Origin of the sequence: Acutalibacter muris, from assembly GCF_002201475.1 — a bacterium.
In the GTDB taxonomy this organism is placed as follows: domain Bacteria; phylum Bacillota; class Clostridia; order Oscillospirales; family Acutalibacteraceae; genus Acutalibacter; species Acutalibacter muris.
In genome coordinates this window covers 1,373,030-1,385,029 of sequence record NZ_CP021422.1, presented here as the reverse complement: position 1 = coordinate 1,385,029, position 12,000 = coordinate 1,373,030, and the positions used below count along the sequence as shown (strand labels likewise).

Genomic DNA, 12,000 nt, shown 5'->3' with positions numbered 1-12,000 from the left:
GAAGACAACTTCGAATGCCTCCTCTACGCACATCATATACTCAATCATATGCGTATAATCTAGTCCTATTTTCTGTGAAGTCAACAACACGTCATAATCGTCTTCAGCGACTACTTCCCGAAGCATTATTCTTTTGTTAAGAATTTTTACCAACGTACTAATCACGAGTTCTGATGTCATAATCATATCACTCCATAAGGTAACTCCAGATATTCATTTAATAATTTCTGATACAACTCTTGCATATCATTTTCATTGTACAGATGGAGAAATGGAATATCATTTATTGCTCTCATATCCTTTACTCGGGAAATGACTTTATTTTCCGGAATACGCAATGAAGATAGATGGATATCTCCGGCATTGTCTATTATTCGGTTGCTAACATTAACGCAAATAATTGGATACCCGAACTTCGCAATAACTCCCTCATTGAATGTCTCCCAATATGTTCCACCGCTCACTTCTGCATGTGTACAATAAATGCACCCATCTCCTGGAATGGCCTGAGAAAGGATATACGCTGTTCCACCACAATCAAACAAGCTTTCATCGTCATACTTCATCAATGGGTGAGGCAATTTTATCAGGATAATATCAGGATGCTTTGCTTGGTACAACTCATAAGTCAAAATATTGAGTCTGAAAATTTGATTTCCTACTTCAGTATTTCCCCCAAACTTCATGCACTCATATCCCAAAAAGGTATTATATACATCCTCGCTGATTGCTAACACGTTTTTTCCTTCGATTGAGAGTTTTTCTGCTAGCATAAGAAAAATTTCGTATCCATCGCAATCCGGCACCTCTTCGCTTACATATATCACTGGTACATCAAATTTGTGAAGCCTTGTAAGATCATAGATTTTATCGTCACAAACAGCGAATGTATAGTAAGCAATCGATGTTTGTGATTTCTCACACGCCATATTCACTGCTTCCTTTTCATCATTAGTCAATTCAAGAAAACAATGGATTTCTTTCCTGCTATTTGCAGCCATAAAAAGGGCGTGTAGAGCGTATTTGCGTAAGGACTGATACCTGCTTGGAACATATGAAACAAAAACCACGTCTGTTGAGCCAACCGCTACATCTAAATCATCAGTAATTGTCTGTCCCATCGGATTCATGTTTTTCAGCGCCCCCACATCTTCGCCTTCAAAAGCAATCCCTTTCGGTGCCACAAGGTCTGATATTTGGTAACCTTTTCTCAATCCCGGAAGCATAGGAAGTTCCCGTCTTGTAAATGGAACCACACATATCTTTTTCACAGTCTTACTCCCCCCCTACTAAGCCGATTCATTTTCCGCATATGACGTTTATCCTCAAAAAGCACTATCTTATCCATGATGCTTCCATAGGCAGAAGACCTTGTTTCTTGGCACGACTTTCTCCTACGTTCAAGCGAAAGAGATTTATTCTCACTGGATCTTTTTACGCATATATTACACAACGAAAATGCCCAACATGATTTACAATCGTCTGCCCCGATACTACCGACATTCAGGACTTTTGAAACCTTCTCAATATCAAATCCCGTATCAACTGTTCCGATAACCGCTCCCTCATTTTCGTCCACTTTCTCACACGGATAGAAATTTCCAAAACAGTCAATAAAGAGCTTCAACTTTCCCGGGATACACGGTCCGGAAGGTGCGGTTGATGGCGTTAACACAATTCTTGCAAATGAATCTAGTTCTTTATCCACTGCTTTTATTGTTTCTACCATGAGTTTGTTATATTTATCTTCTGAGACTTCGGCACTTCCCCTGATTCGATCCACAAATGCTACGAACATTTCATAGTTGAATTCCTCAGAGTACTGGGGGGATGGCATCTTTATCGTCGAATCCTCCTCCACCATAGTGAAAACTAAGTCTAGATTTTTGAGTGCTGGTTCATCAAATAATGGCAGGATGTCCCGATAGCCTTGCTCCTGATCGATAACCATACTTACTAGCGCACCTTTCAGTGCTTCTGGGTCTTTCTCATATATTCTGTTGATGTTCCGCATTACCATATCGTATGAACCGGAACCGTTAGCAAATATCCGGTTCTTATCCTGGACTTCCTTGGGACCATCAAGGCTAAACGTCAATTTGAAATGATGGTCTAAAAGGAAGTCAATAATTTCATCTGTAAGAAGAGTTGCATTGGTAGTGATATTAAACGATATATCTACCCCTGCAAAAATTTCCTCAGCATACTTTACAGACTCAATAATCAGGGGAAAAGCAAGGAGCGGCTCACCTCCATAGAAGCCTATAATTGCCCTATCCTTGTCCCGCGAATGTTCCCGATAAAACAATATTGCTTTTTTTGCTGTCTCAAGCGACATGGTATTGGAGGAATGCGATCTTTGTTCATGATTGCTATTTTCCGAATAAATACAGTACTTACACCTTAGGTTACACCCCTGCGTAACTTGTAGGGTGATTTTCTCCAGCCCTCTGTCCAGTAGTTCCGGCAAACTCTCTGTAGCCGGGTGGATAACCTCTTGCACATGATTTGAGGAAAGATATCCACATTCACGTAATTCCTTGTACTGAGCCATCACATTCTCTGGCACATCGAGTAAGTTTCCATCTTCTGACGAAAGAGCCTTTTTGATACACTCGAAGAGATCATCATTGACTGCCACGATCTCGTTGCGATTCACTTCGTAAAAATACTTGCCCATGGGAGTTTCCAACGGCAAAACAAAAGGTTTTTGATTCATTTGCTTCCTCCAAAATCATCGAACCATCTTCCTTTTGAAAGATAGCATCGGTTTGAATGGCAATACTAACCATGGTGCTAAATCAGCGAGACAATACTTTTCGTTCGCCCATGTCCCTTGTCATTTCTACAAAACTACAATGTAATAACATTTTTCCCTCATGCGCCCAATTCTCCTGATTTTGTCAGAAGTGTAAGGGTGTCAAAGCGGAAAAGCTGAACCAGAGCCAAAATAGTACCAATCCCTGCGCATATCAAATAAGCGGCAAGTATTTGCAGGGAGTCCCATGGCGTCAGGCTAAATTGGGAAACCAGCACCACCTGGGCGGCAGCCCCTCCCGCAAGCTGGGTCGCTAAGATGCCGACAAGGTGGACTCCGCCGATTCTCCTCCTTGACTCCCCCAAAGAGCTGGCTATCGCCATATCCCTCCTGCTTCCCCTAAGTGTCAAAAACACCGCCAGCACCACCATCAGGGTGACGAGCATATAAAAGAGGGGCTGAAACCTATTGTAGATCCTCAGGTTCTCCTGTAACTCCTCGGCTGCTTTGATAAAGAGCTCGTCCTCCATGGAGACCCCGTCACAGGACCAGAAAACGTCGGCACCCATACTGTCCACAGGGTAAAACCCCATTGACGGCAGCGCTTCCTTAAAAGCGTTCAGGTCCATGGGGTCCTGAAGCTCCACCGAAAGGGAGCTGTAGTAGAACTCCTCATCCGCCTGCTCCACGGCTTCCTTCAGCCATTCCACCGGTACCAGCATATTGGGCGACCTTTCCCCATTGACCTCGGTGTACGGATAGTGCGCAATAACTTTTACCCTCAGCTTGCCTATATCAGAATATTTCTGCCCATAAGCGGAGCATACGCCCAGGCAGAAGGGTAGCTCCAATTCATCCCCCAACTCAAGGCCGTTTGCCTTGGCAAAGCCCCCTTCTACTGCGCATAGGGGCTCTGTGCCGCTAAAGGACGTCTCGTCAAAGCCCTCCAAAAAGCGCATTTCCTCCTTTGAAACAGCCGCAAAAGCGTCGGGGCGACTCACCCCCATTACCGTCACGTCCCCGCCATACGATGTGTCCAGAGGGGCGTGCAGCGCGGCAGCGGCCTCAGCTGTGCTCAGCACATTGCGAACATTGGCCGATACTAGTGCGTCATAATGTTCGCTTGTAATGGAAAGCCCACTGTTTTTGCTTCCATCCCGGCTCACCACCCTGGCCGTTACAGGTATGCTCTCCGCCAAGTTATCCAGCGCCCCTTGGCTGGCATGGGCGTTCCCCTTATACGCGCCCATGCTGCAAACTAACATCAACGCAACTAACATCAATATAGCTGAGCGACCCGGTGAGCGGGTAAGGAGATACTTAATCTCGGTCAATAGAAACATTTTTGCAATGTCTCCTCTTTACAACTTAGTGAATGTCCATCCAGTATGGATCAACCCAGTACCCCTGAGTTTCATTCCAACGGCGGCACTGGAGCCGTCCTTGGTAAGTTCTAACCTTTACCACGATAACATCAGCTAATGGCATTATTCCATTCATATAAAATCTCATTCCTTTCGTATTTCTATACCAGAGTCAATAAAGAATTGTAAAAAAGGCTCACTTATTGGTTGAGTATCACCATTCTCCAAGACTAGAGAATAGGTCCCATCATGGTGCTGGAGTATGTAAATTTCTTCGGAATACCATTCCACTACGGTATCATCCGTATAGATGTCCTCCACCGGCGGGTCAAATGCTGGCTGTAACACAAACGAATATGAAAGCACCAGCAGAACCATCGAACAACTCAAAAGGATTGCCTGGTACTTCCACTTTACCTGATTTGCGGCCTTCATAATCAGTTCAAAGCGCTCCTTCGTGTTATCTCCCTTCGTCCTGGAAATCAAGCCGGTGGCGGTCAAAGGCGAAGGTGAATTGCCTGGGGCAGGATTTCCTTTCAACACTCTGAGAATAGTCAGCAAATACTCCAACCGTTCCTTTTTCGTAAAGCTCTGAGTGGCATAAACATCACATTTGATTTCCAAAATTTGGGAAACATCCTTCTTCAATATGTATACAGCAGGATTCCACCAGAACACACAGCAGAACAGCATCGTTAGAAGTTTGACTACTCCATCACGATTGCAGAAATGCGTGTACTCGTGCATCATGATGTAATACAGTTCTTCCTTTGCAAACTTTTCGTCAGGCAGATATATCCATTTATGGAATAATCCAAGCCCCATGGGGATATCTATACTCCCGCATACGCATACGTTTACAGGAAGCTTCCTTGAGGAAACCGCCATTGCTTTTGAAAGCGCTTGTTCCGCGTCTTTGTTTTCATTCCTATGGCATAGGGCAAGTTCCTTTTTAACAGCATGGTCCCGCCAGATAAAGCGGGTGAAAAGGACACCGGCGACAACGGCCCAAATGCAGCATAAAAAAGCAGTAAGCTCAATATCCTCCTTTCCAACCGGCATTTGAAATTGACGTACTCGGTCATAAACTCGGCTGAACGCCCCTCTCAGTCCAACGGGGATTGTAAATGGCAGCTCTATCACAACAACCATGCGGAAAAGGCACAATCCATACAAGGTCAAGAGGGTATGGACTTCAAAAGACTTGAGGAAAAAAGGGCGGTTTCGCAGAACATGAATCCCCAGGATAAAAACAGTGCTGAACATCACTGACATCAAGAACGAGAAAAGAGATATGCTCATTCTGCATCATCATCCCTTGCACGGTATTCTTCAATCATACCTTCAAGTTCCAGAATAAGGTCGTCCATTTCCTGTTTATTCCCCTTTTCGACCATAGCAAAAGCTTCAACCTGGAACATCTTGGTTACCGTTACGCCGTTACGCATCGCCAGCTGGGAAAAATATTCTTCCCTGGTCAGGACTGTCCGAAATCTCCGGCCATAATTCTTGCCGGTGCGCTCCAAGTTATAAAACTCTATCGCGCCCTTTTCTTCCAGTGCCCGCATAATGTCCCTGGTATAGCTTTTCGTCCAGGCATTATCCTTCCACAATGCCTGAATCTCAGAAGCACTGAGCGGCTTGCCCTGTTCCCAAAGGAACTGCATCAACTTTTCCTCACTTTTGGTGAGGGGTATATACGCCACATATCCACCTTCCTTCCAGCTAACTATTTTTTCTACACAAAGAAAAAATCTCTTTGTTGTGTTTTTAGTATACTTTATCAAATTAGGATTGTCAATACTATTCATTCAAAAAAATGGGCATTTTCACGAATTTTTATTGGGTTATCATTGTCCCAGTAGGCGTTATTGTTGAAAGGTTACTGTTTAAGGTGAACTTTTACCGTTTTGATAAATTGTACTACGCATCCATTGTCGAGGATGAAGCTGGCGAAGAAACCTATGACACTCCCGTCCAGCTGGCGAAAGCAATCTCGCAGAACTCTCCGTGGAGCTGGCAGAGGCAACGCTTTATGCCGATGATGGCGCTGCGGAAATTGTGAAGGAGTTTAAGTCCGGCACTCTCTCCCTCGGCATCGACGATATCGGTTCGACTGCTGCTTCCGTTCTTACGGGAGCTACCATCGACGATAATAAAGTGCTGATTTCCGGCGGAGAGGACGTCGGCATTCCTGTTGCTATCGGCTTCAGAGCAAAGAAGTCCAACGGCAAATACAAGTATTACTGGCTGTACCGTGTGAAGTTCGGTATCCCTGCTACCAACCTTGCTACCAAGTGTGACAGCATTACCTTCTCCACTCCTACCATCGAAGGTACGGTCCTTACCAGAAACAAGGCAGATGCCAGCGGCAAGCATCCTTGGAAAGCGGAGGTCACTGAAGGCGACACCGGCGCTTCTGCGGACATCATCAGCAACTGGTATTCTACCGTTTATGAACCTGTCATTACGACTACAGAGGAGGGCTAATCGATGGATAAGGAACGCAGTGCAATGATTACTGTCGGCGGTGAGGAATATGAGCTTATCCTCACCACCAAAGCTACCAAGAAAATCGCAGGCCGCTACGGTGGCCTTGAGAACTTGGGTGAAAAGCTCATGAAGAGTGAGAACTTTGAAATGGCCATCGGCGAAATCGTATGGCTCATTACTTTGCTGGCAAACCAGTCCATTCTCATTCACAACTTGAAGAACAAGGAAAATCAGCGTGATTTGCTGACAGAGGATATTGTCGAGCTTCTGACTTCTCCTCTGGATCTGGCTGACTATAAGGCGGCTATCACCGAGGCTCTGTATAAGGGAACCAAGCGCAACGTGGTCAGTGATGACAATTCAAAAAACGCAGTGGTCGAGTAAGTGACGCAGAGTTATTTACTCGACTTTTATATTACGGCATCGCCCACCTGCATCTGTCACAGGATGAGGTGGGGTTGATGCCGTTTAGCTTATTACTGGACCTTTGGGAATGCCATAAGCAGTACCACGGTATGGCAAAACCGAAGCGTGAAATGTATATCGACGACATTATCCCGGACGAAATCTAATACACTCACCTCAAATTTGCGACGCAAATGTCGTAACTTTATTAGGAACTTTCTGCAGCGCTATTGATAATTTGAGAAATTCGTGATATACTATACAAGAAAGTAGCGACGCAATCGTCGCAAGTACGAGGTGACTATAATGCTTAAACGAGATTCTTATTTAAATCGTATGATTCATCATATGTGGAACGGCGAAGTCAAAGTAATCACTGGAATCCGCCGCTGCGGAAAGTCGGTATTGCTGTTTGACCTGTTCTATGAGTACCTTCTCTCACAGGAAGTTCAGGAAGACCATATCATAAAAATCGAACTGGACCAGAGACGTTACTATAAGTTCAGAAATCCAATCACGCTTTGTGAATATGTCGAAGACCTTGTTTCTGGAAAGAAAGACGAAAAGTTTTATCTTTTCATTGATGAGGTCCAGCTTACCACAAAAGTGATTGATAAAGAAAATGGCGACATCGAGGTTTCCATCTATGATATGCTGAATGAACTTAAGGCATATAAGAATTTGGATGTATATGTGACCGGCAGTAACTCGAAAGGATTGTCTAAGGACATCGCAACAGAGTTCCGTGGCCGTGCTACCCAAATTCATGTATTCCCACTGTCCTTTGAGGAGTTCTATTCTCATGTAGGCGGTGACGAGCGAAATGCTCTGGATACCTATATGCTTTACGGAGGCATGCCACGCCTGCTGGCATTAACAGATGAGAAGGACAAAAAGGATTACCTTTCCTCCCTCTACAGCGAATTGTATGTCAAGGATATTGTAGAGCGCAACGGTATCGAACGTGAGGATATTCTGAATGATATTCTGGATTTCCTCGCTTCACAGATCAGCTCCCTGACCAATCCTACGAATATTGCCAATGCGCTAACCAGCATGAAGAACGAAAAGGTCAATTCAACTCTGGTTTCCAACTACGTGCAGCACATCATCGATTCGTTCCTCATTTCGATGGCAAAGCGCTATGATGTGAAAGGAAAGACCTATTTCAAATATCCGAACAAATACTACTACACGGATATCGGCCTTCGTAATGCTCGACTGAACTACCGTCAGTACGATCCCGGCCACATTATGGAGAACATCATCTACAATGAGCTTCTGCGCAGAGGATATTCCGTTGATGTTGGTGTTGTTACTGACCGTACCGGCGGTGCAAATGTGCAAAAAGAAATCGACTTCATTGTAAACGATGCAGATAAAAAAATCTATATCCAGTCAGCTTTCCAGATGGATACGGATAAAAAGGAATCCTCTGAACTTGCATCATTGATACTAACAAAGGACTTTTTCAAAAAAATCATTGTTCGCATGGATATTCCTCACAATTTCTATGATGACAACGGAATTTTCCATTGCAATCTGATAGACCTACTGCTTGGTCGTGTAGAACTGTTCTAACCAACAAACCAAGCTGACACTGCAAATACCATTCAGGAGTAGCCCTTCGGGGTTGCTCCTATTTTTATACCGTTTGGCACCGTCCACTGTATTCTTGCGTCGTTTGCGTCGCAACTTTCTGGTGGAATGGTGCTTTTTTCATGCCATTAAGGAGGTGATATCGCATGGCAGATAGCTTCGGATTAAAAATCGGTCTGGAAGGAGAAAAGGAATTCAAGAAAGCGCTGTCCGAAATCAACCAGTCCTTTAAGGTCCTCGGTTCGGAAATGAAAGTGGTGTCCTCGCAGTTTGATAAAAACGATAATTCCGTGCAGGCGCTTACGGCCAGAAACCAAGTGCTGAATAAGGAAATTGAGGCACAGAAACAGAAAATCGAAACGCTCCGTGCAGCGCTTACCAATGCCGCTGAGTCCTTCGGCGAAAATGACCGCCGCACTCAGAACTGGCAGATTCAGCTGAACAATGCAACTGCGGCCCTCAACGACATGGAACGTGAACTGGACCGCAACAATACGGCTTTGGATGAAGCCGAACGTGAAATGGACGATGCCGCCGACAGCGCCGATGATCTGGAAGAAGAAATCGACGAGGCCGGTGATGCCGCAGATAAATCCTCCGGCAAATTTGAAAAGTTCGGCAGCGTCTTAAAAGGCATCGGTGCCGCAATGGGTGCCGTTACTGTGGCGGCTGGTGCGGCGGCAGTGTCCCTCGGCAAAGAGGTCATTGCCGCTTATGCCGATTACGAACAGCTGGTGGGCGGCGTTGACACCCTCTTTAAGGAATCCTCGCAAGAACTCCAGACCTACGCTGCCAATGCCTATAAAACAGCCGGTATGTCAGCGAATGACTACATGGAGACGGTCACTTCGTTCTCCGCTTCGCTGATTCAGTCCCTTGGTGGTGACACTGAAGCTGCTGTGGAATACGCAGACATGGCTATCACGGATATGTCTGATAATGCCAATAAAATGGGTACGGACATCTCCCTGATTCAAAACGCCTATCAGGGATTCGCCAAGCAGAATTACACCATGCTGGACAACCTGAAACTTGGCTACGGCGGCACCAAAACTGAGATGGAACAACTGCTTGCTGATGCGCAGGCCATTTCCGGTATTGAGTACGATATTTCTTCCTATGCCGATGTGGTTTAAGCTATCCATGCTATCCAAAACAGTATTGGCGTGGCCGGTGCTACTGCCGCAGAAGCAGAAAACACCATCTCCGGCTCCATCAACTCCCTGCAGACAGCGCTACAAAACCTGCTTGTCGGCTTTGGTAATGCGGATGCCGATATGGAAATGCTCTGCCAGAACATGGTGGACGCTCTCCAGAATGTTATCCGAAATGTAACTCCGGTCATTGAAAATATGGTCAAGGTTCTGCCGACGGTGACGGATGCGCTCTTGACTGTTTTTGCAGACCTGCTTCCGTCTCTTCTGGACACCGTGACCCAGCTGTTCACACAGCTTTGAACACAATCCTGACGCTCCTTCCGCAGCTCATTCCCGCAGCGGTGGAAGCCATTATGACCATTGTTCAGGCGCTGATTGATAGTCTCCCACTTCTGGTGGATGCCGCCGTTCAGCTGGTGGTGGCTTTGGTGGAAGGCATCGGAACCGCACTGCCACAGTTAATCCCGGCTGCAGTTCAGGCCATCGTTACCATCGTGCAGGGCCTGATTGCAAATCTGCCGCTGATACTGGATGCGGCGCTGCAGCTGATTATGGGTCTTGCAGAAGGCTTGCTTACAGCAATCCCTATGCTGATTGAGGCACTCCCTTCCATCATTCTGGCTATCGTAGATTTCATTATCGGTGCCATTCCGCAGATTATCGAGGCAGGCATTCAGCTTCTAACCTCTTTAGTATCTGCGCTGCCGGATATCATTACGGCAATCGTGGCGGCGATACCACAAATCATCGAAGGTATTATTACGGCGATACTGGATAGTATTCCACAGCTGATTCAGGCTGGCATTGACCTTCTTGTGGCGCTCATTCAGGCCCTACCGGAGATCATCACCACTATCGTTGCTGCTATCCCAGAAATTATAGGCTCCATCGTAAATGCCTTGATTGGTAGCATTCCGCAGATTGTGCAGGCCGGTGTTCAGCTACTGATTTCGCTGATTAAAAACCTGCCGACCATCATCGCTGAAATCGTAAAAGCTGTGCCTCAGATCATTTCCGGTCTTGTGAATGCACTGAGCAAAGGTGTATCGCAAATGGCGCAGGTCGGCGGTAACCTTGTCCGTGGCCTGTGGCAGGGCATCCAGTCCCTTGCTTCTTGGCTCTGGAATAAGGTGTCCAGCTGGATTTCTACTATCTGGGACTGTATCTGCGACTTCTTCGGCATTGCCTCTCCGTCCAAGGAAATGGGCTGTGTCGGTGAAATGCTGGTGGAAGGTCTCGCCGGTGCCATTAACAGTAACGGCAAAGACGCGGTCGTAGCTGCAGAAGGCATGGCCGAGGACATCAATTCCGTGATGAACGGACTGGCCAAGGATATGGAAACCTCTATCCCGACTGACTTTACTTTGGATGCTGGCGCTGCCAATGCGCTGACAGAAAGCAGTGCAGATGGCCGTTCCTCTGTTATGGATGGAATGTATGGCTCCCTTGTAACTGTGCAGCAAATGGTAGTCCGCATCGAAAAATATGAAAATCAAAGCAAGGCTGACCTCTTGGCAGGCTTCACCGGCTTTGCGTAACTTTTATGAAACCGTCCCCGGCAAAGCTGGTGTGGCGGACTTTGGATGCGACAGCGGTGAGCGTATTATCATGCTCACTTGCTACATCTATCCCCAGAAGGATTTTGCTGCACTGGTCTCTGTGCTGAATGCTATGGCACAGTGGCTCGACCCATCCAAGGGTCTGAAGCAGCTGGTTCTTGATGAAGTGCCAGACCGATATTTTATGGCAAGATTGTCGGAAGCTGTGGACTGTGAAAGACTGCTGCGTTCTGCCGGTACATTTACGCTGAAATTCATCTGTCCTGACCCACATGCCTATGCGCTGGAGGATGAGACTTTTGTGATTTCCGAGGAAGGCGAACATGAAATATCCCGCAGCATTGGCACCACAATTTCCGAACCGGTATATTCCATTCAGGGCGTGATTTCTTCCGATACCGACAGCTACATTTCCATCATAATAAATGGCGAGGAGCTTCGTATCACCGGCGCACTGGCCGAGGGAGAAACGCTGATCGTGGATTCCAACCTTGTCACAGCAAAGGTGGTCGACTCCGTTGGCGACACGCTGCGCAACGGCCTGCCGCTCTTATATGAACTGAACTTCCCGGTACTGGAAACCAGTACAAATACGGTGGTGGTCGCTACTTCCAATGCCACCTTCACCGAACTTAATATAGAAGCCAACAGCAGATGGAGGTGAT

General features: G+C 46.3%; 11 protein-coding genes and 1 pseudogene. 7 read left to right on the top strand and 5 right to left on the bottom strand.

The features are described 5' to 3' along the window. Window positions 1-182 precede the first annotated feature (182 nt). From ADH66_RS07045 to ADH66_RS07025, 5 genes are all read right to left on the bottom strand, one after another. Complete coding sequence (locus ADH66_RS07045; protein WP_084384187.1) at window positions 183-1,271, bottom strand: hypothetical protein; 1,089 nt, start codon at window positions 1,269-1,271, stop codon at window positions 183-185. Next, a complete protein-coding gene (locus ADH66_RS07040) occupies window positions 1,268-2,719 on the bottom strand; it encodes a radical SAM protein (RefSeq protein WP_066534016.1) in 1,452 nt (483 codons plus the stop codon). The genes ADH66_RS07045 and ADH66_RS07040 overlap by 4 nt, the downstream gene beginning before the upstream one ends. A gap of 158 nt (window positions 2,720-2,877) precedes the next feature. Continuing rightward, complete coding sequence (locus tag ADH66_RS07035; protein ID WP_088364390.1) at window positions 2,878-4,008, bottom strand: ABC transporter permease family protein; 1,131 nt, start codon at window positions 4,006-4,008, stop codon at window positions 2,878-2,880. A 258-nt stretch (window positions 4,009-4,266) separates the two neighbouring features. Beyond that, window positions 4,267-5,184, bottom strand: a complete 918-nt coding sequence (locus ADH66_RS07030; RefSeq protein WP_207653047.1) for a M56 family metallopeptidase — start codon at window positions 5,182-5,184, stop codon at window positions 4,267-4,269. Window positions 5,185-5,420: 236 nt separating this feature from the next. Next, window positions 5,421-5,933, bottom strand: coding sequence for a BlaI/MecI/CopY family transcriptional regulator (locus tag ADH66_RS07025; protein ID WP_084384188.1), 513 nt, complete (start codon window positions 5,931-5,933; stop codon window positions 5,421-5,423). Between the two features lie 83 nt (window positions 5,934-6,016). On the opposite strand from ADH66_RS07025, the pseudogene ADH66_RS07020 reads away from it, so the two are divergent. The 7 genes and pseudogenes from ADH66_RS07020 (at window position 6,017) to ADH66_RS07000 (ending at window position 11,999) form a co-directional block, all read left to right on the top strand. Beyond that, a pseudogene (locus tag ADH66_RS07020) lies at window positions 6,017-6,612 on the top strand (major tail protein). 3 nt (window positions 6,613-6,615) lie between these two features. Further along, on the top strand, window positions 6,616-6,999 hold the full coding sequence (locus ADH66_RS07015; RefSeq protein ID WP_066534025.1) for a hypothetical protein: 384 nt from the start codon (window positions 6,616-6,618) through the stop codon (window positions 6,997-6,999). A 327-nt stretch (window positions 7,000-7,326) separates the two neighbouring features. Next, window positions 7,327-8,601 carry an ATP-binding protein gene (locus ADH66_RS07010; protein WP_066534028.1) on the top strand — a complete coding sequence of 425 codons (1,275 nt, stop codon included), beginning with the start codon at window positions 7,327-7,329 and terminating at the stop codon, window positions 8,599-8,601. Window positions 8,602-8,765: 164 nt separating this feature from the next. After that, a complete protein-coding gene (locus ADH66_RS21965) occupies window positions 8,766-9,755 on the top strand; it encodes a hypothetical protein (RefSeq protein WP_236757210.1) in 990 nt (329 codons plus the stop codon). Window positions 9,756-9,785: 30 nt separating this feature from the next. Then, window positions 9,786-10,076, top strand: coding sequence for a hypothetical protein (locus ADH66_RS21960; protein ID WP_236757209.1), 291 nt, complete (start codon window positions 9,786-9,788; stop codon window positions 10,074-10,076). Continuing rightward, window positions 10,073-11,314: a phage tail protein gene (locus ADH66_RS21955; RefSeq protein ID WP_236757208.1), complete on the top strand. Its 1,242-nt coding sequence runs from the start codon at window positions 10,073-10,075 to the stop codon at window positions 11,312-11,314. Before ADH66_RS21960 ends, ADH66_RS21955 begins: the two co-directional genes overlap by 4 nt. After that, the gene (locus ADH66_RS07000) at window positions 11,262-11,999 is read left to right on the top strand and encodes a distal tail protein Dit (RefSeq protein ID WP_066534030.1); all 738 of its coding nucleotides are present in this window, start codon (window positions 11,262-11,264) and stop codon (window positions 11,997-11,999) included. The genes ADH66_RS21955 and ADH66_RS07000 overlap by 53 nt, the downstream gene beginning before the upstream one ends. The last annotated feature ends 1 nt before the right edge of the window (window position 12,000 follow it).

Coding starts and splice junctions, on each gene's coding strand:
- ADH66_RS07030 (WP_207653047.1), bottom strand. CDS start 5,184: ATGCCGGTTGGAAAGGAGGATATTGAGCTTACTGCTTTTTTATGCTGC.
- ADH66_RS07040 (WP_066534016.1), bottom strand. CDS start 2,719: ATGAATCAAAAACCTTTTGTTTTGCCGTTGGAAACTCCCATGGGCAAG.
- ADH66_RS07035 (WP_088364390.1), bottom strand. CDS start 4,008: ATGGGCGCGTATAAGGGGAACGCCCATGCCAGCCAAGGGGCGCTGGAT.
- ADH66_RS21965 (WP_236757210.1), top strand. CDS start 8,766: ATGGCAGATAGCTTCGGATTAAAAATCGGTCTGGAAGGAGAAAAGGAA.
- ADH66_RS07015 (WP_066534025.1), top strand. CDS start 6,616: ATGGATAAGGAACGCAGTGCAATGATTACTGTCGGCGGTGAGGAATAT.
- ADH66_RS07025 (WP_084384188.1), bottom strand. CDS start 5,933: ATGAATAGTATTGACAATCCTAATTTGATAAAGTATACTAAAAACACA.
- ADH66_RS07010 (WP_066534028.1), top strand. CDS start 7,327: ATGCTTAAACGAGATTCTTATTTAAATCGTATGATTCATCATATGTGG.
- ADH66_RS07000 (WP_066534030.1), top strand. CDS start 11,262: ATGAAAATCAAAGCAAGGCTGACCTCTTGGCAGGCTTCACCGGCTTTG.